Origin of the sequence: Pseudomonas imrae, from assembly GCF_046352735.2 — a bacterium.
GTDB classification, from domain to species: domain Bacteria; phylum Pseudomonadota; class Gammaproteobacteria; order Pseudomonadales; family Pseudomonadaceae; genus Aquipseudomonas; species Aquipseudomonas imrae.
In genome coordinates this window covers 1-22,536 of record NZ_CP110853.2, presented here as the reverse complement: position 1 = coordinate 22,536, position 22,536 = coordinate 1, and the positions used below count along the sequence as shown (strand labels likewise).

At 57.5% G+C, this 22,536-nt stretch carries 19 protein-coding genes; 10 read left to right on the top strand and 9 right to left on the bottom strand.

Going from position 1 to position 22,536, the window contains the following annotated elements:
- The first annotated feature begins 23 nt into the window (after positions 1–23).
- Genes def through OQ460_RS00075 form a run of 5 tightly spaced genes read left to right on the top strand, consistent with a single transcriptional unit; the run spans position 24 to position 4,576 of the window.
- A complete protein-coding gene (gene def, locus OQ460_RS00095) occupies positions 24–530 on the top strand; it encodes a peptide deformylase (protein WP_410019924.1) in 507 nt (168 codons plus the stop codon).
- A 57-nt stretch (positions 531–587) separates the two neighbouring features.
- The gene (fmt, locus tag OQ460_RS00090; RefSeq protein WP_410019923.1) at positions 588–1,541 is read left to right on the top strand and encodes a methionyl-tRNA formyltransferase; all 954 of its coding nucleotides are present in this window, start codon (positions 588–590) and stop codon (positions 1,539–1,541) included.
- Entirely contained in the window at positions 1,538–2,848 is a 1,311-nt protein-coding gene (rsmB, locus tag OQ460_RS00085) for a 16S rRNA (cytosine(967)-C(5))-methyltransferase RsmB (protein WP_410019922.1), read from the top strand. Before fmt ends, rsmB begins: the two co-directional genes overlap by 4 nt.
- A gap of 23 nt (positions 2,849–2,871) precedes the next feature.
- On the top strand, positions 2,872–4,245 hold the full coding sequence (gene trkA, locus OQ460_RS00080) for a Trk system potassium transporter TrkA (RefSeq protein ID WP_410019921.1): 1,374 nt from the start codon (positions 2,872–2,874) through the stop codon (positions 4,243–4,245).
- Between the two features lie 19 nt (positions 4,246–4,264).
- Entirely contained in the window at positions 4,265–4,576 is a 312-nt protein-coding gene (locus tag OQ460_RS00075) for a tetratricopeptide repeat protein (protein ID WP_410019920.1), read from the top strand.
- Positions 4,577–4,653: 77 nt separating this feature from the next.
- Here OQ460_RS00075 and OQ460_RS00070 read toward each other — a convergent pair whose 3' ends face one another.
- The gene (locus tag OQ460_RS00070) at positions 4,654–5,541 is read right to left on the bottom strand and encodes a lysophospholipid acyltransferase (RefSeq protein WP_410019919.1); all 888 of its coding nucleotides are present in this window, start codon (positions 5,539–5,541) and stop codon (positions 4,654–4,656) included.
- Between the two features lie 41 nt (positions 5,542–5,582).
- Complete coding sequence (locus OQ460_RS00065; protein ID WP_410019918.1) at positions 5,583–6,140, bottom strand: DNA-3-methyladenine glycosylase I; 558 nt, start codon at positions 6,138–6,140, stop codon at positions 5,583–5,585.
- An 81-nt stretch (positions 6,141–6,221) separates the two neighbouring features.
- On the opposite strand from OQ460_RS00065, the gene glyQ reads away from it, so the two are divergent.
- The 4 genes from glyQ (at position 6,222) to OQ460_RS00045 (ending at position 10,620) form a co-directional block, all read left to right on the top strand.
- Positions 6,222–7,175, top strand: a complete 954-nt coding sequence (glyQ, locus tag OQ460_RS00060) for a glycine--tRNA ligase subunit alpha (protein WP_003213601.1) — start codon at positions 6,222–6,224, stop codon at positions 7,173–7,175.
- Positions 7,172–9,226, top strand: coding sequence for a glycine--tRNA ligase subunit beta (gene glyS, locus OQ460_RS00055; protein WP_410019917.1), 2,055 nt, complete (start codon positions 7,172–7,174; stop codon positions 9,224–9,226). The genes glyQ and glyS overlap by 4 nt, the downstream gene beginning before the upstream one ends.
- 2 nt (positions 9,227–9,228) lie before the next feature.
- A complete protein-coding gene (gmhB, locus tag OQ460_RS00050; RefSeq protein ID WP_410019916.1) occupies positions 9,229–9,765 on the top strand; it encodes a D-glycero-beta-D-manno-heptose 1,7-bisphosphate 7-phosphatase in 537 nt (178 codons plus the stop codon).
- Positions 9,766–9,849: 84 nt separating this feature from the next.
- Positions 9,850–10,620, top strand: coding sequence for a lysophospholipid acyltransferase family protein (locus tag OQ460_RS00045; protein WP_410019915.1), 771 nt, complete (start codon positions 9,850–9,852; stop codon positions 10,618–10,620).
- A 191-nt stretch (positions 10,621–10,811) separates the two neighbouring features.
- Here the strand turns inward: OQ460_RS00045 and OQ460_RS00040 are convergent, their stop codons facing one another.
- The 3 genes from OQ460_RS00040 to OQ460_RS00030 form a co-directional block, all read right to left on the bottom strand.
- Positions 10,812–13,115, bottom strand: coding sequence for a CHASE2 domain-containing protein (locus tag OQ460_RS00040; RefSeq protein ID WP_410019914.1), 2,304 nt, complete (start codon positions 13,113–13,115; stop codon positions 10,812–10,814).
- An 18-nt stretch (positions 13,116–13,133) separates the two neighbouring features.
- Entirely contained in the window at positions 13,134–14,123 is a 990-nt protein-coding gene (locus tag OQ460_RS00035; protein ID WP_410019913.1) for a FecR family protein, read from the bottom strand.
- A 384-nt stretch (positions 14,124–14,507) separates the two neighbouring features.
- Complete coding sequence (locus tag OQ460_RS00030) at positions 14,508–14,750, bottom strand: hypothetical protein (protein WP_410019912.1); 243 nt, start codon at positions 14,748–14,750, stop codon at positions 14,508–14,510.
- A gap of 212 nt (positions 14,751–14,962) precedes the next feature.
- Between OQ460_RS00030 and OQ460_RS00025 the strand changes: the two genes are divergently transcribed.
- Complete coding sequence (locus OQ460_RS00025; RefSeq protein WP_410019911.1) at positions 14,963–15,703, top strand: response regulator transcription factor; 741 nt, start codon at positions 14,963–14,965, stop codon at positions 15,701–15,703.
- Between the two features lie 91 nt (positions 15,704–15,794).
- Here the strand turns inward: OQ460_RS00025 and gyrB are convergent, their stop codons facing one another.
- The 4 genes from gyrB to dnaA are packed head-to-tail and all read right to left on the bottom strand — an operon-like array spanning position 15,795 to position 21,995.
- Positions 15,795–18,212, bottom strand: a complete 2,418-nt coding sequence (gyrB, locus tag OQ460_RS00020; protein WP_410019910.1) for a DNA topoisomerase (ATP-hydrolyzing) subunit B — start codon at positions 18,210–18,212, stop codon at positions 15,795–15,797.
- Positions 18,213–18,216: 4 nt separating this feature from the next.
- Complete coding sequence (gene recF, locus OQ460_RS00015; RefSeq protein ID WP_410019909.1) at positions 18,217–19,320, bottom strand: DNA replication/repair protein RecF; 1,104 nt, start codon at positions 19,318–19,320, stop codon at positions 18,217–18,219.
- A 20-nt stretch (positions 19,321–19,340) separates the two neighbouring features.
- Positions 19,341–20,444 carry a DNA polymerase III subunit beta gene (gene dnaN / locus OQ460_RS00010; protein WP_122306928.1) on the bottom strand — a complete coding sequence of 368 codons (1,104 nt, stop codon included), beginning with the start codon at positions 20,442–20,444 and terminating at the stop codon, positions 19,341–19,343.
- Between the two features lie 39 nt (positions 20,445–20,483).
- Positions 20,484–21,995 carry a chromosomal replication initiator protein DnaA gene (dnaA, locus tag OQ460_RS00005; protein ID WP_410019908.1) on the bottom strand — a complete coding sequence of 504 codons (1,512 nt, stop codon included), beginning with the start codon at positions 21,993–21,995 and terminating at the stop codon, positions 20,484–20,486.
- Positions 21,996–22,536: the final 541 nt, after the last annotated feature.

The window sequence follows — 22,536 nt, the reverse complement described above, 5'->3', positions numbered from 1 at the left end:
TCACATGTGCAGCAATTACGCTTATGGCTATTTTGAACATCCTCGAATTTCCTGACTCGCGCCTGCGCACTATCGCCAAACCAGTGGCCGTAGTGGACGACAAGATTCGTCAGTTGGTCGATGACATGTTTGAAACAATGTATGAAGCCCCGGGGATCGGTCTCGCGGCGACTCAGGTCAACGTACATCTGCGCGTCGTGGTCATGGACCTGTCCGAAGATCGCAGTGAACCTCGGGTGTACATCAACCCCGAATTCGAACCGCTGACCGACGAGATGGGCGAATACCAGGAAGGCTGCCTGTCGGTGCCGGAGTTCTACGAGAACGTGGAACGTCCGCTGCGGGTCAAGATCAAGGCCCTGGATCGTGACGGCAAACCGTTCGAGCTGATTGCCGAAGACCTGCTGGCTGTATGCATCCAGCACGAATGCGACCACCTCAACGGCAAGCTGTTTGTCGATTACTTGTCCACGCTCAAACGCGACCGGATCAAGAAGAAGCTGGAAAAAAAGCATCGCCAGCAAGCTTGATTCCCTTCTTTCAAAGGCTTGCTGCGGCAAGCCTTTTTCTTTTGTGAGACGTTTCCCATGACCGAGCCACTGCGCATCGTTTTTGCCGGCACCCCCGAATTTGCTGCCGAACACCTCAAGGCCCTGCTTGCCAGCCCTTACGAGATCGTCGCGGTGTACACCCAGCCGGATCGGCCGGCCGGCCGTGGACAAAAGCTGATGCCCAGCCCGGTCAAGCAATTGGCACTGGAGAACGGCATTCCCGTGCTGCAACCGCCTACTCTGCGCAATGAACATGCCCAGGCCGAGCTGGCCGTGCTGAAGCCGGACCTGCTGGTGGTGGTGGCCTACGGCCTGATCCTGCCGCAAGCGGTTCTGGATATTCCGCGCCTGGGTTGCATCAACAGTCACGCCTCGCTGCTGCCACGCTGGCGTGGTGCTGCGCCGATCCAACGCGCCGTCGAAGCCGGTGACGCCGAAAGCGGTGTGACGGTAATGCACATGGAGGCCGGCCTGGATACCGGCCCTATGCTGCTGAAAGTCACCACCCCGATCACTTGCGAAGATACCGGCGGCAGCCTGCACGACCGCCTGGCCGTAATGGGCCCGCCCGCCGTGATCCAGGCCATCGCCGGCCTGGCCGCTGGCACGTTGCACGGTGAAGTACAGGACGACACGCTGGCCACTTACGCCCACAAGCTGAACAAAGACGAAGCACGTATCGACTGGAGCCGCCCGGCCGTAGAGCTGGAGCGCCTGGTGCGCGCGTTCAACCCGTGGCCGGTATGCCACAGCACTCTCAATGGTGAAGCCTTGAAAGTCCTTGCCGCCAGCCTGGTCGAAGGCAAGGGCGCACCTGGTGAAATCATCGGCGCCAGCAAGGATGGTCTGCTGGTGGCGTGTGCTGAACAGGCGTTGTGCCTGACCCGCGTGCAATTGCCGGGGGGCAAGGCGCTCAACTTCAGCGATCTGTTCAACAGCCGGCGTGAAAAATTTGCCCTGGGCACCCTCCTCGGAGCGGCCGCGCAATGAACCCACGTCTGGCCGCCGCCAAGGCTCTGGCTGCCGTACTCAGCGGCAAGGCCTCCCTCAACAGCTCGTTGCCCATCCAGCTGGATAAAGTCGAAGACCGCGACCGCGGCTTCACCCAGGACCTGGCATTTGGCACCGCACGCTGGCAGCCGCGCTTGACGGCACTGGCGGCCAAGCTGCTGCAAAAACCGTTCAAGGCCGCCGATGCCGATGTCGAGGCCCTGCTGTTGGTAGGCCTTTACCAATTGCTCTACACCCGTGTGCCGGCCCATGCCGCTATCGGTGAAACCGTCGGTTGTGCCGACAAGCTGAAAAAGCCCTGGGCCAAAGCCTTGCTCAACGCAGTATTGCGTCGTGCGCAGCGCGAAAGTGAAACACTACTGGCCGAGCTAGAACATGACCCGGTAGTGCGCACCGCCCATCCACGCTGGCTGCAAAAGTCCCTGAAGGCCTTTTGGCCCGAGCAATGGGAAGCAATCTGCGCCGCCAACAATGCTCACCCGCCGATGATTCTACGAGTCAACCGTCGCCATAACAGCCGCGATAGCTATCTGCAATTGCTGGCCGACGCCAACCTCAATGCCAGCCCGTGCGTGTACAGCCAGGACGGTATCGTCCTCGAGGCCGCCGCCGATGTGCGCAGCCTGCCAGGCTTTGCCGAAGGCTGGATCAGTGTGCAGGACGAAGCCGCGCAACTGGCTGCCGACCTGCTCGACCTGGCCCCTGGACAACGTGTGCTGGACGCCTGTTGCGCACCTGGCGGCAAGACCTGCCACATCATGGAGACCGAATCCGAGCTGGCCGGTGTCGTGGCCGTCGACCTGGAGGCCAAGCGCCTGGTGCGCGTACGGGAAAACCTCGCACGCCTGGGCCTGAGCGCCGAGTTGATCGCCGCCGACGGTCGCGACACGGCTACCTGGTGGGACGGCAAGCCGTTCCAGCGCATCCTGCTGGATGCGCCGTGTTCCGCCACCGGCGTGATCCGTCGCCACCCGGACATCAAACTGACACGCCAACCCGACGACATCGCGGCGCTGGCGGTGCTGCAGGGTGAGTTGCTGGATGCGCTGTGGCCCACGCTGGAAGTCGGTGGCATTCTGCTCTACGCCACCTGCTCGACCTTGCCGACCGAAAATACCGAGGTGATCCAAGCCTTCCTCGCTCGCACCAGCGGCGCGCGGGAACTGGACCTTGCCACGGCGGCAGGTATCAAGCAGCCTCACGGTCGCCAGTTGCTGGCGCAGGAGGGCGGACACGACGGTTTCTACTACGCCAAACTGATCAAGATTGCCGCCGCACGCGGTTGAGTGGTTTTTAAGGGAGTGACCGGATGAAAATCATCATCCTCGGGGCAGGGCAGGTCGGCGGTACGCTGGCCGAGCATTTGGCCAGTGAAGCAAACGACATCACGGTGGTCGACACCGACGCCGAACGCCTGCGTGACCTGGGCGACCGCCTGGATATCCGCACGGTCCAGGGTCGCGCCTCGTTCCCTACCGTATTGCGCCAGGCCGGCGCCGACGACGCCGACATGCTGGTGGCCGTGACCAACAGTGACGAGACCAACATGGTCGCCTGCCAGGTCGCCCATACGCTGTTCCACACCCCGACCAAAATCGCCCGGGTACGTGAAGCGGCTTACCTGACCCGCACCGGTCTGTTCGACAACGATGCGATCCCGGTCGATGTACTGATCAGCCCCGAGCAAGTGGTCACCCACTACATCAAGCGTCTGATCGAGATTCCCGGCGCCCTGCAGGTGATCGACTTCGCCGAAGGCAAGGCGCAACTGGTAGCGGTCAAGGCGTACTACGGCGGGCCGCTGGTGGGCCAGCAACTGCGCCAGCTACGGGAGCACATGCCAAATGTGGAAACCCGTGTCGCCGCGATTTTCCGGCGCGACCGGCCGATATTGCCCCAGGGCGATACGGTGATCGAAGCCGATGATGAAGTCTTTTTCATCGCCGCCAAGGCCAATATTCGCGCGGTCATGAGCGAAATGCGCCGCCTCGACGAAAGCTACAAGCGCATCGTCATCGCGGGCGGCGGGCAGATCGGCGAGCGTTTGGCCGAAGCCATCGAAAGCCGTTACCAGGTCAAGATCATCGAGATGAATGCGGCGCGTTGCCGCTACTTGTCCGACACCCTCGACAGCACCGTAGTCCTGCAAGGTAGCGCCTCGGATCGTGATTTGCTGATGGAAGAAAACATCGCCGACGCCGATATCTTCCTGGCCCTGACCAACGATGACGAGGCCAATATCATGTCGTCGCTGCTGGCCAAGCGGCTGGGGGCGAAGAAGGTGATGACCATCATCAACAACCCGGCTTATGTCGACCTGATCCAGGGCGGAGACATCGACATCGCCATCAGCCCGCAGTTGGCGACTATCGGTACGTTGCTGGCACACGTGCGGCGTGGCGATATCGTCAGCGTGCACTCGTTGCGCCGGGGCGCGGCGGAAGCCATCGAGGCAATTGCCCATGGCGACTCGAAGTCGAGCAAAGTGATTGGCAAGGCGATCCGCGATATTGGCCTGCCGCCAGGTACTACCATCGGCGCGATCATTCGTGACGAGGAAGTGATCATCGCCCACGACGACACGGTGATCGCCACGGGCGACCATGTGATTCTGTTCCTTGTGGATAAAAAACATATCCGCGACGTGGAGAAGTTGTTCCACGTGGGCCTGAGCTTTTTCTGATCAAACGGAGTACACCTGCATGCTCGAATCCCTGGAGAAGATGCTGGCCAAGGGTGTGGATAACTCACTTCTTCGCTTCGGCTTGGGCAAGGGTTATCTGGATCTCAAGGACAACGCCAAGGCGGCGGAGCATTTACACAAGTGCGTCGAGTTCGATCCGAAGTATTCGGCGGCGTGGAAGCTGCTGGGCAAGGCGCAGCTGGGGCAGGGTGACCACGCCGCCGCACGGCAAGCGTGGGAGAAGGGCATTGAAGCGGCCCAGGCCCATGGCGACAAGCAGGCCGAAAAAGAGATGACGGTGTTCTTGAAGAAACTCGACCGCCAGGCTTGAACGAAACCAAAATGTGGGGCTTATGTGGGAGCGGGCTTGCTCGCTCCCACATAAGCCCATATTGGGTTTGTATTGGCTCAGTACCACCGCGCCTCACCCGGCGGGCGTTTCTTGAAGCGTTTCATGCTCCACATGTACTGGCTCGGATACGCCCCCACATAACGCTCCACCACCTTGCTCATCGCCGCGCATGAGGTGGCTGTGTCGGTGCTGTACATGTCCTCCGGCGCCGCTTCCAGAATCACTTTGTACCCGGAACCGTCCGGCAGTCGCAGGGCATGCAGGAACACGCCAACCGCCTTGCCGCCCGCCAGCATGTTTGGCACAAACTTGCTGGTCAGCGCCTGGGTGGCAAAGAACGGTACAAAGATCCCGGCCGATTCTGCAGGCTCCGGGTCTGCTGGAATCCCGACCTGGCCACCTTTGCGCACTTCTTTGATCACACTGAGAATGCCTTCCTTGGTGGACGCCGCCACCCGGTTCCCCAGTTGCACCCGTTGTTTGCGCAACAGCTCATCCACCGCCTTGAGCTTGGGCGGACGGTAGAAAATGATCGGTTTGCACTGGCTGCAATAGAAATGGTTCAGCACTTCCCAGTTGCCCAGGTGGCTGGTGATACCGACCACGCCCTTGCCTGAAGCCAGTGCTTGATGCAGCACTTCCAGGCCTTCGACTTCGCGCACCAGGTCGATGGAACGTTGGGCCGGCCAGATCCAGGCACAGGCACTTTCAGTCAGCGACTTGCCGATGTCCATCAGGCTCTGGCCTACAAGACGCTCGCGCTCAGCCGGGTCCATGTCCGGGAAACATTTGGACAGGTTGATCCGCACCGTGTCGCGGGAACGGTTGGGGGTTTTCCACATGATCCAGCCAATGGCCGTGCCGACGGCCTGGACCGCGCGCCAAGGCAGCAGGGCAAATAACCGAAGAGCGCCGACCAGCAAGGCGCCTTTAAACTTTTCCACAGGTCACTCCTGATGTTGTGCGGTGCGCAAAGTGCGCCATTCTAACCGGCGTTGACCAACTCCGCGTAACGGTCACAGTCCTGAGTGTGGTCCATGACCATGCCTGAGGCCTGCATGAATGCGTAGCAGATGGTCGGGCCGACAAAAGTAAAACCGGCTTTTTTCAGGGCGCGGCTCATGGCTTGGGCCTCAGGCGTAATGGCCGGGACTTCGCTGCGATCTCTGAAATGATTGACCTTGGGCGCTCCGCCGACAAATGACCAAAGCCATTCCACCGGGTTTTCCAGCGCCAGCCAGGCCGCGGCATTGCGGCGGGTAGCATTGAGTTTCAGGCGGTTGCGCACAATCCCCGGATCGAGCATCAACTGCTCGATTTCGGTATCGCTTAGCAGCGCCAGCCGTTGTGCATCAAAACCAAACAAAACCTTCCGATAATGCTCGCGTTTGCGTAAAACGGTGATCCACGACAGGCCTGCCTGGAACCCTTCGAGCAAAAGCAGCTCAAACAAACCCTGCGCATCGCGCAGCGGCGTTCCCCACTCCTGATCGTGATAAGCCATGTACAGCGGATCTTCAGAACACCAAAAGCAGCGTGGCATAAGGCTCCAGAGAGTGGTGGCGGGGCCGAATCGGGTATACTCCCGCTCTTTAAATCGCAGCCCAAGTAACAGGTGAATTTCGTGAGCCAGCCTACGCCAGCCGTGCGTACCTTCCAAGACTTGATCCTCGCCCTCCAGCAATACTGGGCCGAGCAAGGTTGTGTGGTACTTCAGCCCTACGATATGGAAGTAGGCGCCGGCACTTTCCATACCGCTACATTCCTGCGGGCCATCGGCCCGGAAACCTGGAACGCCGCTTATGTGCAGCCCAGTCGTCGCCCGACTGACGGCCGCTACGGCGAAAACCCGAACCGTCTGCAGCACTACTACCAATTCCAGGTAGTCTTGAAGCCCAACCCGGACAACTTCCAGGAGCTGTACCTGGGCTCGCTCAAACATGTCGGCCTGGACCCGCTGGTCCACGACATCCGTTTCGTCGAAGACAACTGGGAATCGCCAACCCTGGGCGCCTGGGGCCTGGGCTGGGAAGTCTGGCTCAATGGCATGGAAGTGACTCAGTTCACCTACTTCCAGCAAGCGGGCGGCATCGAGTGCTACCCGGTGACCGGCGAGATCACCTACGGTCTCGAGCGCCTGGCCATGTACCTGCAGGGTGTGGATTCGGTCTACGACCTGGTATGGGCTGATGGTCCATTCGGCAAAGTCACCTATGGCGATGTGTTCCACCAGAACGAAGTGGAGCAGTCGACCTATAACTTCGAACACGCCAACGTCGAAAAACTCTTCGAGCTGTTCGATTTCTACGAAAGCGAAGCCAAGCGCCTGATCGAACTCGACCAGCCACTGCCGTTGCCAAGCTACGAAATGGTGTTGAAGGCCTCTCACACCTTCAACCTGCTGGATGCGCGCCGTGCTATCTCGGTAACCGCGCGCCAGCAATACATCCTGCGTGTACGCACCCTGGCGCGTTCCGTCGCCCAAGCCTACCTGCTGGCTCGCGCCAAGCTGGGCTTCCCGATGGCAACCCCGGACCTGCGTGATGAAGTGTTGGCTAAGTTGGAGGCTGCACAATGAGTGCTCAAGATTTCCTGGTTGAACTGGGCACAGAAGAGCTGCCACCCAAGGCACTCAATACCCTGGCCGATGCATTCCTGGCCGGTATCGAAAAAGGCCTGCAAAGCGCCGGCCTGAAGTTTGAAGCCAAGAAGGTCTACGCCGCGCCGCGTCGTCTGGCTGTGCTGCTCACTGCGCTGCAAACCCAGCAACCGGACCGCAGCATCAACCTCGACGGCCCGCCACGCCAGGCCGCTTTCGATGCGGAGGGCAACCCGACTCAGGCCGCCCTTGGTTTTGCCAAGAAATGTGGCGTGGATCTGAGTGAAATTGACCAGAGCGGCCCGAAACTGCGTTTCAGCCAGGTCATCACCGGCAAGCCAACTGCCAGCCTGTTGCCGACCATCGTTGAAGATTCGCTGAACGACCTGCCGATTCCCAAGCGCATGCGCTGGGGTGCCCGCAAGGAAGAATTCGTGCGTCCAACCCAATGGCTGGTCATGCTGCTCGGTGACCAAGTCATCGATTGCACCATCCTTGCCCAGAAGGCCGGTCGCGATTCCCGCGGGCATCGCTTTCATCATCCGCAGAACGTGCGTATCACCTCGCCGGCCAGCTACCTCAATGACCTGCGCGCGGCCTATGTGCTGGCCGATGCCAATGAGCGTCGCGAGCTGATCAGCAAGCGCACCGAAGAGCTGGCCCGCCAGCAGGAAGGCACGGCCATCGTGCCGCCAAGCCTGCTGGATGAAGTCACCGCCCTGGTTGAATGGCCGGTGCCACTGGTGTGTTCCTTCGAAGAGCGTTTCCTCGATGTACCGCAAGAAGCCCTGATCACCACCATGCAGGACAACCAGAAGTATTTCTGCCTGCTGGACGTGGACGGCAAACTGCTGCCGCGCTTTATCACCGTGGCCAACATCGAAAGCAAGGACCCGCAGCAGATCATCGCCGGTAACGAAAAAGTCGTTCGCCCGCGCCTGACCGACGCCGAGTTCTTCTTCAAGCAAGACAAGAAGCAGAAGCTGGAAGACTTCAACCTGCGCCTGCAAACCGTGGTGTTCCAGGAAAAACTGGGCAGCGTCTACGACAAGGCCGTGCGAGTGTCCAAACTGGCGGCCTACATCGCGCCGCGCATTGGTGGCGATGCCGCCTGGGCTGCGCGCGCAGGCCTGCTGTCCAAGTGCGACCTGGCCACCGAGATGGTCGGCGAGTTCCCAGAGATGCAGGGCGTTGCCGGTTATTACTACGCCCTCAATGACGGCGAGCCGCAAGACATCGCGCTGGCATTGAACGAACAGTACATGCCACGCGGCGCCGGGGCCGAGCTGCCGAGCACCCTTACCGGTGCAGCCGTGGCGATTGCCGACAAGCTGGACACCCTGGTGGGTATCTTCGGCATCGGCATGTTGCCAACCGGCAGCAAGGATCCCTATGCCTTGCGTCGTGCGGCCCTGGGCGTACTGCGGATCCTGATCGACAAGCAGTTGGACCTCGACCTGACCCAGGCCGTGGTGTTCGCTGTCGGCCAGTTCGGCACCAAGGTCAAGCAGGCCGGCCTGGCCGAGCAAGTACTGGAGTTTGTGTTCGACCGCCTGCGTGCGCGTTACGAAGACGAAGGTGTGGACGTTTCGGTCTACTTGTCGGTACGTGCCCTGCAACCGGGTTCGGCGCTGGATTTCGATCAGCGCGTACAAGCCGTACAGGCCTTCCGCAAGCTGCCGGAAGCCGATGCGCTGGCCGCTGTGAACAAGCGTGTGTCAAACCTGCTGAGCAAGGCCGAGAACCTCGGTTCGGCCGACGTGGACCCAGGCCTGTTTGCCGATGCCAAGGAGTTCTCGCTGAACTCGGCGATCGTCAAGGCCGAGAACGCGGTGAAACCACTGATTGCCGAGCGCAGCTACGCCGAAGCCCTGGCACGCCTGGCCACCTTGCGCGAGCCGGTGGATGCGTTCTTCGAGGCGGTGATGATCAACGCCGAAGATGCAAACGTGCGGAAAAATCGCTACGCCATGTTGGCGCGCCTGCGCGGGTTGTTCATCAACATCGCTGATATTTCCGTACTGGGCTGATCATGTCGAAACTGCTGATTCTCGATCGGGATGGCGTGATCAACTACGACTCCGACGCTTACATCAAATCGGTGGAGGAGTGGATTCCACTCCCCGGCTCGATCGAGGCCATCGCGCAGTTGAGCAAAGCCGGCTGGACGGTGGCTGTCGCTACCAACCAGTCCGGCATTGCCCGTGGCTACTACGACATCGCCACCCTGGATGCCATGCACGCGCGCTTGCGCAACTTGGTGACGGAGCAGGGCGGGGAGCTCGGGCTGGTGGTTTATTGTCCTCATGGACCGGATGAAGGCTGCGACTGCCGCAAGCCAAAATCGGGCATGCTGAAAACCATTGCAAAACATTACAATGTTTCGTTGACGGGCCTATGGTTCGTCGGGGACAGTCTCGGTGACCTGGAGGCGGCAAAAGCCGTCGATTCACAGCCTGTTTTGGTAAGAACCGGGAAAGGCGAAAAGACCCAGGGCAAAACCCTGCCGGTAGGCACCTTGATTTTTGACGATCTGGCGGCGGTAGCCGCAGAACTTATCAACAGATAGCAGCTCTTCTGACTTCCTGACCAAGGATTGTCCGGGAGTGCGCTTTTAACAGGCGGGCCTTGTCCCGCAACGGTAAATGCCGCCATGTCGATTTTGCAGGCCATCAGAACCTTTTTCTTTTACCTGCTGCTGGGCACCAGCTCCTTGCTCTGGTGCACCCTGAGCTTTTTTATCGCGCCCTTTTTGCCGTTCAAGGCGCGCTACCGTTTCATCAACGTTTATTGGTGCCGCTGTGCGTTGTGGCTGACCAGGGTATTCCTGAACATCCGCTTCGAAATCAAAGGCGCCGAGAATGTCCCGGACCAGCCCTGCGTGATTCTGTCGAACCACCAGAGCACTTGGGAAACCTTCTTTCTCTCGGCCTACTTCTCACCCTTGAGCCAGGTGCTCAAGCGCGAGTTGTTGTTTGTACCGTTCTTTGGATGGGCCATGGCCATGTTGCGCCCCATTGCCATTGACCGCGACAACCCCAAGGCGGCGCTCAAGCACGTCGCAAAGAAGGGTGACGAGTTGCTCAAGGACGGGGTATGGGTGCTGATCTTCCCTGAAGGTACCCGGGTGCCGTTTGGCACTGTGGGCAAGTTCTCCAGGGGCGGTACGGCATTGGCCGTCAACGCCAACCTGCCAGTACTGCCGATTGCGCATAACGCCGGCAAGTACTGGCCCAAAGAAGGCTGGGCCAAACGCGAAGGCACCATTACCGTGGTGATCGGCGAGCCGATGTACGCCGAAGGTGAGGGGCCACGCGCCATTGCAGCGCTGAACGATCGTGCGGCGGCGTGGAACGAGGCTCAACAACGGGCGATGGGATCGCTGCCACCGCTACCGGTTGCAGAAGACCAAGCGGCCATTTGAGATTTTGTGGATAAGCTGTGTACGCTTTTTTGAAAATGATGATTTTTAGCTTATAGGCATATGATTTTATTACATATTTCTTAAGCTAATAAAAACACGAAAAACGTGCATAAGTTTTTCCATTCAATAAAAAACCGGCTTTTGAGGCCGGTTTTTTATGCACACGTGAAAATCGGCCCCCTACCATCGCCTTACTCTTCCCATAACGGCAATTGCAGGCTGAAAGTCGTGCCCTGCCCAACGACGCTTTCGCACTCGATTCGACCACTGTGACGATCGACCACGGCTTTGACCATGGTCAAGCCCAGCCCCAAACCTTCGCTGCCCTGGGAAGAAGCGAAGCGACGATATTGGCCGAACAGCTCAGGCAGATCCTCGGCGGCGATACCGGGCCCCTGGTCCCTGATGCGGCATATCAACCATTGGCTATTGCTCTCTACGCTCAAGGTGACGGTCGTACCGCCAGGGCTATATTTGATCGCGTTCTGCAACAGGTTGAACAAGGCCCGGGTCAGCAACGATTGATCTGCCAGGACCATTTCCTCACCAGTCTCATCCAGTTCATGCACCAGTTGGATATCTTTCAACTGAGCAAACAGTGCCACCTGATCAAACGCATCAAGCACCAGCATGGCGAACAGGCTCGGTTGAAAGTGATAGCCGTCGGATTCTGCCTTGGCTAGTTGCACAAACGACTCGGTCAGGTTCAAGGCACGGCGCACCTGTTGTTCGATTTGCGCAAATATGGGTGCCGCCGCAGGCGTCTCGTGGCGCTGAACATCGAGCAACGCGAGAATTGCTGAGTGCGGTGCTCGCAAGTCATGGGACAAAAACCGCAGAAGCGTTTCGCGCTGCTGCTGGGCTTCACGCTCAATGCTTAAATCCGTCAGGCTGAGTAACCAACCCAACGCCACATCGTCGTCAGCCGGCAGCAATGGCGCAAGCTCCAGACGCAGGCTGCGTTGGCGTGTATCGCGAAACTCGACGATTTCCAACGCCGACAACGGCGGACGTTCCCCATTCAACAACGAGGGATAACCCAGTGCCGCGAGCTGGTCCAGCAGGTTTTCGTTGACCAGTTGGCTATCAAACACTTCACGGGCGATGCGATTGGCCAGTAAAACGTCGCCTTTCGGATCGGTAATCAGCGTTGCTACCGGCAGACACTCCAACCCATCAGCCATGAAACGCCGGGTGTCACGCGTGCGGCTCACTGCTTGCTCCAGGGCATAGATACGGCCCTGCAATACGTCACCATTGCTGACGGGTGCGCGGCGGCGTTCTGGCAGAACCTTGGGCTCATTATCGAGTCGCGCCAGTTCCCAGCCGAAATAGGCCAGAATCACGCTCAGGCGACGCCAGTTCCAGATCAGGTAACCGAGCAACAATCCGATCAGGCAAGCCGCCGGTGACCACCATACGCCCAGACGCAATAAACCCCAGGCACCGAGAAGGGCAAAAAGCATGCTACCCAAGGTCAACCACAACGCGTAACGCGGACGAAACAGTAGCAAGCCCAACAGTAACGCCACCATCGAAGACGCCAGCAGCGCCGCCAGCCAGGCGGGCAATACGGTAATGCTGCGCTCTTGCATCAGGCCATTGAGGATGTTGGCCTGGATTTCGACGCCTGGCGTGGTTCCCACGCTGGCCGACAGGGGGGTGACGTATCGATCGCCCATACCAGGAGCCGTGGCGCCCACCAGGATCAATCGATCGCGCAACAACTCAGGCGGCACATCGCCGCGCAGGACGCTGATATAAGGCACGCTGGGAAAGCCGTCATTGGCGGCAATAAACGGTATGCGAATGGCTTTGTCGCGCTGCCAGTGCTGTGCCGTCGAAGCGACGGACAACCCCGGCATATCGATTTGCCCGCCCGTCAGCTCAAATGCCAGCCATGCCAATTGCGGCGTCATTTGCCCAGCGGGCCCCTCACGCAGATAGAGACTGCGTACGATACCGTCGCTGTCAGCTTCCACGTTGATATGGCCAATGCCCCTGGCGCAATCACGCAGTGGCAGTACCGGGAGTATTTGCGTCACGGGCAGACCGTAGCGCGGCGTGCTTTCACGGATCAGTGGCAGCAGGACATTACCTGCCTGGCAAATAGCTTGGGCCAGGCGTTGATCATCGGCGGGATCACGTGCCGGTTCACTGAAAATCACATCGAACAGAATACCGACGGGTTTTGCAGCGCTTAATCGGTCGATCAGATCAGCATGCACGCGACGTGACCAAGGCCACTGACCCATCTGCTTGAGACTCAGGTCATCGATAGTCACCAGCAAGATTTGCGGCTCCACCGATAGCGGTGTTAACCGCCGCAGGCTGTCATACAACAGGTTATTAAGTGCAAAGCCAGGGCTCAGGGACAGGAAGGCCGTCATCGGCAACAGCAGTAGGCTGATCCACAGCCATTCGCGCACAAGGCCGTTAAACAGATTCTGAGCCTGGGTCGGCTGGCGCTTTTCAGCCCTGTGCCACAGCCTCACCGGCGCGATACCGCTGCGTTACTGCACGCGGGTGGCAGGCGGATAATAGAAAATGTCATAAACCCCGGCCTCTCCCTCCAGTCCCTGAACATCGAAAGCAGAGACGCGCACGTGATAAAACGATGCCTTGAGTCCAGTGAAGCTTACGCGAGGCTCACTGGAAAAACTTTCCTGCTTGATGTTCATGAACGCTTTATCGGTGGCCACCTGGGCACGATAGCGCTGGGCGCCGGGAAGGGGATGCAGGAATAACGTCCAGACTGGCGCATCGCCTTTTTGCCCGTCCTGACCGACCAATCTCGGGGCGTCCAGCAACTCCACGGTTTTAAGCTCACCCTGTTTTTTGAGCAAGACGCCTTGCCTGGCTCCAACCTTCAATTCACCTTGCGCCGGGTCTTTTGGCATTTTCGCCGGGAGCCCGGCTACAGCGGGTTCAACACGGCTGGCAGCCACTTGACCATTGAGCACCTCGACCACCGATTGAGAGTCATCGTTACGTACCCGAAAGTGAGTACCGCGCACCCCCAGTACGCCCACAGGGGTCACGATCTGAAAACGGTCATGATCACTGGCACGTTCGAGCACATAAGCTTCGACCTGTCCCAGCTCCAGAATCACCTGGGGGATGGCTGGCTCTTGTGCCAGATGGAGACGAACTTGCGAGCTGGATGGCAAAACCACTCGTGAACCGTCCCCCAGCAACAAGCTGACAAACGCCGACGGCGATGTCTGCACGCCTTCCAGCTCATCGATTAGCATGCCTTCTTGCAGCACGCTCGATCGGCCTTTGGCATCCAGTTTCCAGGCTTCACCCGTGAGGTGCTGAACGACGGCAGGAAGCGGCTGTGCCCGGCAAAGCAAGTTATCGTCAATATAGGGAGCACGAACGGGAGCAGGCTTGCCCATGACAATCGGGCTGGTGGCACACAACGCCAGGATCAGGCCAGGGCCTAATAAAAGAGAGAGGGCAGAACAGGTCCGGTGCGGGAAGAGGGTCATGGTATCCATCAAGGTTCTAGTTCTAATGGTTCATCAGAAAGCAGGTTCAGAAAGCGTCTTGCTTGGGCAGGACCTTGAATATTGCCTACGATACCCGATGACACATCGCATTCGATAGGCGAAATTTCTGAGGCAAGAGAAGTGGACCGTGATCCTTTGGTGAAGATGACACATCCCTGTGTCGACCGGATCGACACTGTCGGGTCCGGGTGTACATCGAAGGAATACTGTCCTTACATCCCTCCGACCATAGCCCGTGGCGAGCCTAGGACTACAGATGACACATCCGTGTGTCGGGGGCGCTTCCCGCGCACGCCCTCCGTGTGTCACACAGTGATTAGGAATTTACCTACAAGAAAGGTGTACGGGTAGCTTTGCCATATTTGTTCAGATTCAGAAGACCCAACGCTGGTTTTGCTGATGTGGGCGGGCCATATCAACCTGCTGGCCTGCGTAGCCCAAAGAATCTGTCTCGTTCAATGTATGAAACTGCGCAAGGGTCGGGGTCGGGTTGCTGGCATCAACCGATTCTGTGCCGAGCGTCGCAGCCGCCACCACCATCAGCATCTTTCCCCATACACTAACCTTCTGCATGACGATCATTCGTCGTGACAGCGCATAAAAGCTGATTGCCATTGATCCTTTTCCTTAGGAGCTTGAGCCGGTATCTTTCCAGTCGGACACGCGATATCTAATGGCCTAAGGGCTATTTGATATCAGCGTACCGAGAGTTTCATGGGGCTTGAGAATCTGGCCATAATTGTTCAGATTCGATGCCCGGCTTTTGCGCAGTACCTGCGGCCTTAAGTACCTGCGTAGCACTCATCAAGAAGAAAGGACCCTCCCACATGCGTGTCGCGATACTGGATGACGAACCTGCTGAATTGAAGCGGGTGGAACAGACACTGCGACAAATTCCAAACGCCTCGGAGCAGCCATGGACGCTGCATTGCTTTGAGCGCGGTGAAGACTTGCTGCGTCAATTGCGCCGAGAAACATTTGATTTGCTGGTGCTTGACTGGCAGTTGCCTGACCTCAGCGGGCTGGCGATTTTGCGCTGGACCCGTGAGCACTTGGAAGCGCCGCCTCCCGCGATCATGCTCACCAGCCGTGATGCCGAGAGCGATATCGTCACTGCGTTGAACAGCGGTGCGGATGATTACGTCAGCAAACCTTTTCGCCCCAACGAACTAAAGGCACGCGTTACAGCGGTCCTGCGTCGGCATGGCTTACAAAAAGCCAAGACCAGCGAGGTATTGGTTTTTAATGACCTGACGTTTGACGATGCGGAACTCACCGTGACCCGCAGCGGTAACCCTATCAATCTCACCGAACGAGAATACCGCCTCGCTCGCTGCCTGTTCGACAACCTCGCCCGCCCGCTGTCCCGGGAGTATCTGTATGAACGCTTCTGGACCCATGAGGAGATGGTCTCTTCAAGGCCTCTGGATACTCATATCTATCGGCTGCGGAACAAACTGGGGCTGACTGCCGACCGAGGTTGGCAGTTGCTGACCATCTACGGCTACGGCTACCGACTAGAGAGCGTCAATGCTGCCAGTGCGCAAGAGGAAGACAAATTGGCTTGATGTTCCACGTGGAGCATTTGGATTTTATGTTTTTTGCGCAATAAAAAAGGCCAACGCTAAGCGTTGGCCTTTTTTATTTGGCGCTTCTGGATCAGAAATCCAGGTTGGAAACCGCCAAGGCATTGCTCTCGATGAAGTCACGACGAGGCTCGACCGCGTCACCCATCAGGGTGTTGAAGATCTGATCCGCGCCAATGGCGTCTTCGATGGTCACACGCAACATACGACGCTGGCTTGGGTCCATAGTGGTTTCCCAAAGCTGATCAGGGTTCATTTCGCCCAGACCTTTGTATCGCTGAATGGTGTGACGCTTGGTGCTTTCAGTCATCAACCAGTCAAGGGCTTCTTTGAACTCCTTGACGGCTTTCTTGCGTTCACCGCGCTGAATATAAGCACCGTCATCCAACAAGGTGCTCAATTGCGCACCGAGGGTAACAACTGTCTTGTAATCGTTGCTGCCGAAGAAATCGCGATTGAACGTAATGTAGTTCGACAGGCCGTGGGAGATCAGTTCGACCTCTGGCAGCCAGACGTTACGTTCACGGTCTTCACGCAGGCTGGCTTTGTAAACCAGTCCGGACTTTTCTACCGTACGCAGACGTACTTCGTACTGAGCCAGCCAATCCTGCATTGCTGCATGATCGCTCAACTGTTCCAGACTAACGGCCGGCAGATAGATGAAGTGCTCGGTCAACTCCTGGGGGTACAGGCGCGACAAACGCTTGAGCGTTTTCATCACCATGCGGAAGTCGTTGACCAGACGCTCCAGCGCTTCACCGGAGATCCCAGGGGCTTCGTCGTTCAAGTGCAGGCTGGCATCTTCCAGGGCCGACTGCGTCATGTACTCTTCCATGGCGTCGTCGTCTTTGATGTATTGCTCTTGCTTACCCTTTTTCACTTTGTACAACGGCGGCTGGGCGATGTAGATGTAGCCACGTTCGATCAGCTCAGGCAATTGACGGAAGAAGAACGTCAGCAGCAGGGTACGAATGTGCGAACCGTCAACGTCAGCATCGGTCATGATGATGATGTTGTGGTAACGCAACTTGTCGATGTTGTACTCGTCACGACCAATACCGCAGCCCAGCGCCGTGATCAAGGTGCCGACTTCCTGCGAGGAAATCATCTTGTCGAAGCGGGCTTTCTCAACGTTGAGGATCTTACCCTTCAACGGCAGGATCGCCTGGGTGCGACGGTTACGACCCTGCTTGGCGGAACCGCCAGCGGAGTCACCTTCCACCAGGTACAGTTCGGAGAGGGCAGGGTCCTTCTCCTGGCAGTCCGCCAGTTTGCCCGGCAGGCCGGCGATATCCAGGGCACCTTTACGGCGGGTCATTTCGCGGGCTTTACGCGCCGCTTCACGAGCCCGCGCCGCGTCGATCATCTTGCCGACAACCAGTTTGGCTTCGTTCGGGTTTTCCAGCAGGAAGTCAGAGAAGTACTTGCCCATTTCCTGCTCGACCGCGGTCTTCACTTCGGAAGAGACCAACTTGTCCTTGGTTTGGGAGCTGAACTTCGGATCCGGGACCTTTACCGAAATAATTGCGGTCAGGCCTTCACGGGCATCGTCACCGGTGGTGGCGACTTTGTGTTTCTTCGCCAGGCCTTCTGCTTCGATATAGGTGTTCAGGTTACGGGTCAGTGCGGAACGGAAACCCACCAGGTGAGTACCGCCATCGCGCTGCGGAATATTGTTGGTAAAGCACAACAGATTCTCGTTGAAGCTGTCGTTCCACTGCAGGGCAATTTCTACACCGATGCCATCTTCACGCTGAATATTGAAGTGAAACACCTGGTTGACCGCAGTCTTGTTGGTGTTCAGGTATTCAACGAACGCACGCAAGCCGCCTTCGTACTTGAACAGTTCTTCCTTGCCGCTGCGCTCATCCTTGAGGACGATACCGACACCGGAGTTGAGGAAAGACAGTTCACGAATCCGCTTGGCCAGGATATCCCAGCTGAAGTGGATATTCTTGAAGGTTTCAGCCGATGGCTTGAAATGGATCTGCGTACCGGTGGTCTCGCTGTCACCAACGATTCTCATTGGTTCTTGTGGAACACCGTGGACGTAGGTCTGTTCCCAGATTTTGCCGCTACGGCGCACAGTCAGGATCAGCTCTTCAGAAAGAGCGTTCACAACCGACACACCTACACCGTGCAGGCCACCGGATACCTTATAGGAGTTGTCATCGAATTTACCGCCAGCGTGGAGCACGGTCATGATGACTTCTGCTGCCGAGACGCCTTCTTCTTTATGCACATCTACCGGAATACCGCGACCGTTGTCGCGCACGGTAATGGATTCGTCTGGATGGATGATGATGCTAATGTCGTCGCAGTGACCGGCCAGAGCTTCGTCGATGGAGTTGTCGACCACCTCGAACACCATGTGGTGCAAACCGCTACCATCATCGGTGTCGCCAATGTACATACCGGGACGTTTGCGTACGGCATCCAAACCTTTCAGCACTTTAATGCTGGTCGAGTCGTACGTGTTTTCTTCGCTCATGCCTTCACTCCCGATGGTCGTGGGTCTGGGTGATACGGCCTTGTTCCACGTGGAACAAAGCGACTGGCGTTTCCGTCTGCCAGCCTTCCCTCAATAATTCGTGGTCTACACAGGTGATAAACACCTGGCAGCGTAAGTCTTCCAACAAGCGGCATAACGCGCGGCGGTGCTGCTCATCCAACTCGGACGGCAAATCATCCACCAGATAAATACACTGACCGCGCCGGGCTTGGCTAACCAAATGCCCTTGGGCAATACGCAGTGCACAGACCACCAACTTCTGCTGACCACGGGACAAAATGTCTGCGGCGTTATGTGCACCTAATCTAAGGCGCAGATCAGCCCTTTGGGGTCCAGCCTGGGTATGGCCTATTTGCTGATCCCGCTGTAAGGATGTTGCGAGCACTGCACTCAGCTCACGCTCTTTATCCCAACCACGGTAGTAACTCAACGTCAGCCCTTCGAGCTCCAACAACTCGCTCAAAGTCTGTTCAAAGACTGGTTTCAAGGCTTTGATATAGGCGCGGCGGTATTCATCTATTTCATCGCTGGCCAGGCACAGTTCCCGGTCCCAGGCTGCTTGTGAAGCGGCGTCAAGTGTACCATGCCGCAGCCATGAGTTCCGCTGCCGCAGGGCCTTCTGCAGGCGCTGCCAAGTGGCCATGAAGCGCGGTTCCACGTGGAACACGCCCCAATCGAGGAATTGCCTGCGAATTTTTGGCGCACCTTCCAACAAACGGAAACTGTCAGGGTTGATCAATTGCAGTGGCAGGATTTCAGCGAGCTGGGCTGCACTGCGCGCATTTTGCCCATCAATACGAATCTGGAACTCCCCGGCACGATCACGAGATATCCCCAGGCTGCTATGACCACCTTGCGCAAGCTCGACCTGGCCAAACACCGTGCACGCCAACTGCTCGTATTGAATCACCGGTAACAGACGGGCACTACGAAAGGAACGTGCGAGCCCCAGCAAGTGAATGGCTTCCAGCACGCTGGTTTTACCACTGCCGTTAGCGCCATGGAGGATATTGATGCGGGGGGAAGGGGAGAAGGTCACCGGGTGCAGATTGCGCACCGCGGTGACCGAGACGCGACTGAGGGACATCTAGCTTCTGCTGAACATAATTACAGACGCATCGGCATGACAACGTAAGCCGAGTCATCATTATCGGATTCTTGCACCAGTGCGCTGCTGTTAGAGTCCGACAGAATCAGACGTACCTGTTCGGTAGTCATCACACCCAACACATCCAGCAGGTAGCTGACGTTAAAGCCAATCTCCAGCGAGCCGCCGTTGTAATCAACGCCAACTTCCTCTTCCGCCTCTTCCTGCTCCGGGTTATTGGCCTGGATTTTCAGTTGACCGTTGGCCAATTGCAGACGAATACCACGGTATTTTTCGTTCGACAGGATCGCGGTACGGCTGAACGCTTCACGCAAGGCCTGTCGGTCGCCAATCACCAACTTGTCGCCACCTTTAGGCAACACACGCTCGTAATCCGGGAATTTACCGTCGACCAGTTTGGAGGTGAAGGTGAACTCACCGGTGGTTGCGCGAATGTGATGTTGGCCAAGGACAATGCTGACGTTGCCATCCGGCTCGGTAAGCAAGCGCGCAAGTTCAAGGATACCTTTACGTGGCACGATCACCTGGTGACGATCTGGCTGGCCGATATCGGCACGCATCGAGCACATCGCCAGACGGTGACCATCGGTGGCCACGGCACGGATGATGCCTTCCGAGACTTCCAGCAGCATGCCGTTGAGGTAGTAACGCACGTCCTGCTGGGCCATGGCGAAGCTGGTGCGCTCGATCAAGCGACGCAGCCTGCTTTGCTCCAGGCTGCAGGTCAGGGAGCCTGGGCCTTCTTCAACAGTAGGGAAATCGTTGGCTGGCAAGGTAGACAGGGTAAAACGGCTGCGACCGGCCTTGACCACCAGTTTCTGCTCATCGACTTTGATGTCGATCAGCGCATCATTGGGCAGGCTTTTGCAGATATCCATCAGCTTGCGCGCCGGCACGGTGATCTCGCCAGGTTCGGCGGGCTCTTCGAGCTGTACACGACCAACCAGTTCGACTTCCAGGTCGGTACCGGTCAACGATAACTGCTGGCCTTCGACAACCAGCAATACGTTGGAGAGCACCGGCAAGGTCTGTCGGCGCTCGACGACGCCGGCGACCAGTTGCAGGGGTTTCAACAGGGCTTCGCGTTGAATGGTGAAATGCATGGTCTAGTCCCTTGCCTTAATAAGCTGCGCTGGTGTTCATCAAGTTGTCAGTGTACGCAGCAGGTTCTTGTAGTCCTCGCGGATGTCCGCGTCGGATTCCTTAAGTTCATTGATCTTGCGGCATGCATGCAAGACAGTAGTGTGGTCGCGACCACCAAACACATCACCGATTTCCGGCAGGCTGTGGTTGGTCAGCTCTTTGGAGAGCGCCATGGCCACCTGACGAGGACGTGCCACCGAGCGCGAGCGGCGCTTGGACAGCAAGTCGGAAATCTTGATTTTGTAATACTCGGCGACCGTGCGTTGAATGTTATCAACACTGACCAACTTGTCTTGCAATGCCAGCAAGTCTTTCAAGGATTCGCGAATCAGTTCGATAGTGATATCGCGGCCCATGAAGTGCGAATGTGCAATGACTCGCTTGAGCGCGCCTTCCAGCTCACGCACGTTGGAGCGGATACGCTGGGCAATGAAGAACGCCGCGTCGTGGGGTAGATCGACCTTCGCCTGGTCGGCTTTCTTCATCAGGATCGCAACACGGGTTTCCAGCTCTGGCGGCTCTACCGCAACGGTCAGGCCCCAACCGAAACGCGATTTCAGACGTTCTTCCAAACCTTCGATTTCCTTCGGATAACGGTCGCTGGTCAAGATGACCTGCTGACCGCCTTCGAGCAAAGCATTGAAGGTGTGGAAAAACTCTTCCTGGGAACGTTCCTTGCGGGCGAAGAACTGAATGTCATCGATCAGCAAGGCATCCACGGAACGGTAGAACCGTTTGAACTCGTTGATTGCATTGAGCTGCAAGGCCTTGACCATGTCAGCAACGAAGCGCTCCGAGTGCAGGTACACGACCTTGGCATTCGGGTTCTTCTTTAATAGATGATTACCCACCGCGTGCATCAGGTGAGTTTTACCCAGGCCAACCCCACCATAAAGGAAGAGAGGGTTGTAACCGTGCTTGGGGTTATCGGCGACCTGCCAGGCGGCCGCACGGGCCAATTGGTTGGACTTACCCTCTACAAAATTCTCAAAGGTAAACGTGCGGTTCAGGTAGCTGGTGTGCTTGAGCGCGCCTTCAACTTGCACCGTGCGCTGCTCGGCGCGTACAGGTGCCTGTTGAGAACTGGCGCCGGCCATCGGATCGAAGCTGTCCCGGGACGGCTCTTCATTGACCGGCGCATTTTTCTGAACTGCGGACTTCGTCGGAGCAGGCGCGGCAGGCGAGTTGTTAACCGGTGCGGCTGCCTGGGCTTGCGAGGCGGCGGCAGCCAACGGCGCATTCGGCGCAGCGCGTGGTGCCGAGCTGCGCTTGCTACCTATTAATAAGGAAAGCGCCGGGGCTAGCCCATTACCGTGCTCATCGAGCAATTCGAGAACGCGGCTCAGGTACTTCTCATTAACCCAGTCGAGAACAAAGCGGTTGGGTGCATAGACACGCAACTCGTCGCCTTCGGCTTCGACCTGTAGCGGACGGATCCAGGTGTTGAATTGCTGGGCAGGCAGCTCATCGCGCAAAAGTTCCACGCACTGCTGCCAAAGTTCCACTGACACGGATATCCCCTAAGTTGAAAGCCGGTGAGGCAAAAACAGCCGCCATTGTAGCGGCGAGCCGTCCACTTATCCACATGTAGCTTGCTCACAGAACGTCGAGAATCAATGTCTTAACGATGAAAAAGGCGACAAGTGGTCTGTGCATAAGCTCTGTGGATAAACGCCCCTGAGCCCATTGTACAAGTGGGGTCGAAACTCTGTGGGTAACTAGGCTGTGGATAAGTAGGCATTCCACACACAGCTTATCCGATAGCGCAGCACAGGCAGAGCACCGTTTCTCCCCCGTGTTGTCATTCTCTGTACATCACGTATCACATGGTCTCAAGGCACTTATCCACAGAGGAAGGCGCCTCTAGCTTTTATAAGCTTTACAGAAAAGCTTTAAATAACTTCCTTCTTTATTTTTATATCTATGGCATGCCTGGCGAAAGCGGAACGGTCTCGAACGGCACAGATATCTAATTGAAGGAAAAGCTGGTTGGAAATTGACCTAGAGGCTTGCTTTCTCTAGAATCGCCGGTCTCTTAAAACGGGGGCCATT

Excerpts from the sequence above, each read along its gene's own strand:
- trkA (WP_410019921.1), top strand. The coding sequence starts at position 2,872 with ATGAAAATCATCATCCTCGGGGCAGGGCAGGTCGGCGGTACGCTGGCC.
- recF (WP_410019909.1), bottom strand. The coding sequence starts at position 19,320 with ATGTCCCTCAGTCGCGTCTCGGTCACCGCGGTGCGCAATCTGCACCCG.
- def (WP_410019924.1), top strand. The coding sequence starts at position 24 with ATGGCTATTTTGAACATCCTCGAATTTCCTGACTCGCGCCTGCGCACT.
- fmt (WP_410019923.1), top strand. The coding sequence starts at position 588 with ATGACCGAGCCACTGCGCATCGTTTTTGCCGGCACCCCCGAATTTGCT.
- OQ460_RS00030 (WP_410019912.1), bottom strand. The coding sequence starts at position 14,750 with ATGGCAATCAGCTTTTATGCGCTGTCACGACGAATGATCGTCATGCAG.
- gmhB (WP_410019916.1), top strand. The coding sequence starts at position 9,229 with ATGTCGAAACTGCTGATTCTCGATCGGGATGGCGTGATCAACTACGAC.
- gyrB (WP_410019910.1), bottom strand. The coding sequence starts at position 18,212 with ATGAGCGAAGAAAACACGTACGACTCGACCAGCATTAAAGTGCTGAAA.
- OQ460_RS00045 (WP_410019915.1), top strand. The coding sequence starts at position 9,850 with ATGTCGATTTTGCAGGCCATCAGAACCTTTTTCTTTTACCTGCTGCTG.
- OQ460_RS00035 (WP_410019913.1), bottom strand. The coding sequence starts at position 14,123 with ATGGATACCATGACCCTCTTCCCGCACCGGACCTGTTCTGCCCTCTCT.
- rsmB (WP_410019922.1), top strand. The coding sequence starts at position 1,538 with ATGAACCCACGTCTGGCCGCCGCCAAGGCTCTGGCTGCCGTACTCAGC.
- dnaN (WP_122306928.1), bottom strand. The coding sequence starts at position 20,444 with ATGCATTTCACCATTCAACGCGAAGCCCTGTTGAAACCCCTGCAACTG.
- OQ460_RS00025 (WP_410019911.1), top strand. The coding sequence starts at position 14,963 with ATGCGTGTCGCGATACTGGATGACGAACCTGCTGAATTGAAGCGGGTG.
- OQ460_RS00065 (WP_410019918.1), bottom strand. The coding sequence starts at position 6,140 with ATGCCACGCTGCTTTTGGTGTTCTGAAGATCCGCTGTACATGGCTTAT.
- glyS (WP_410019917.1), top strand. The coding sequence starts at position 7,172 with ATGAGTGCTCAAGATTTCCTGGTTGAACTGGGCACAGAAGAGCTGCCA.
- OQ460_RS00075 (WP_410019920.1), top strand. The coding sequence starts at position 4,265 with ATGCTCGAATCCCTGGAGAAGATGCTGGCCAAGGGTGTGGATAACTCA.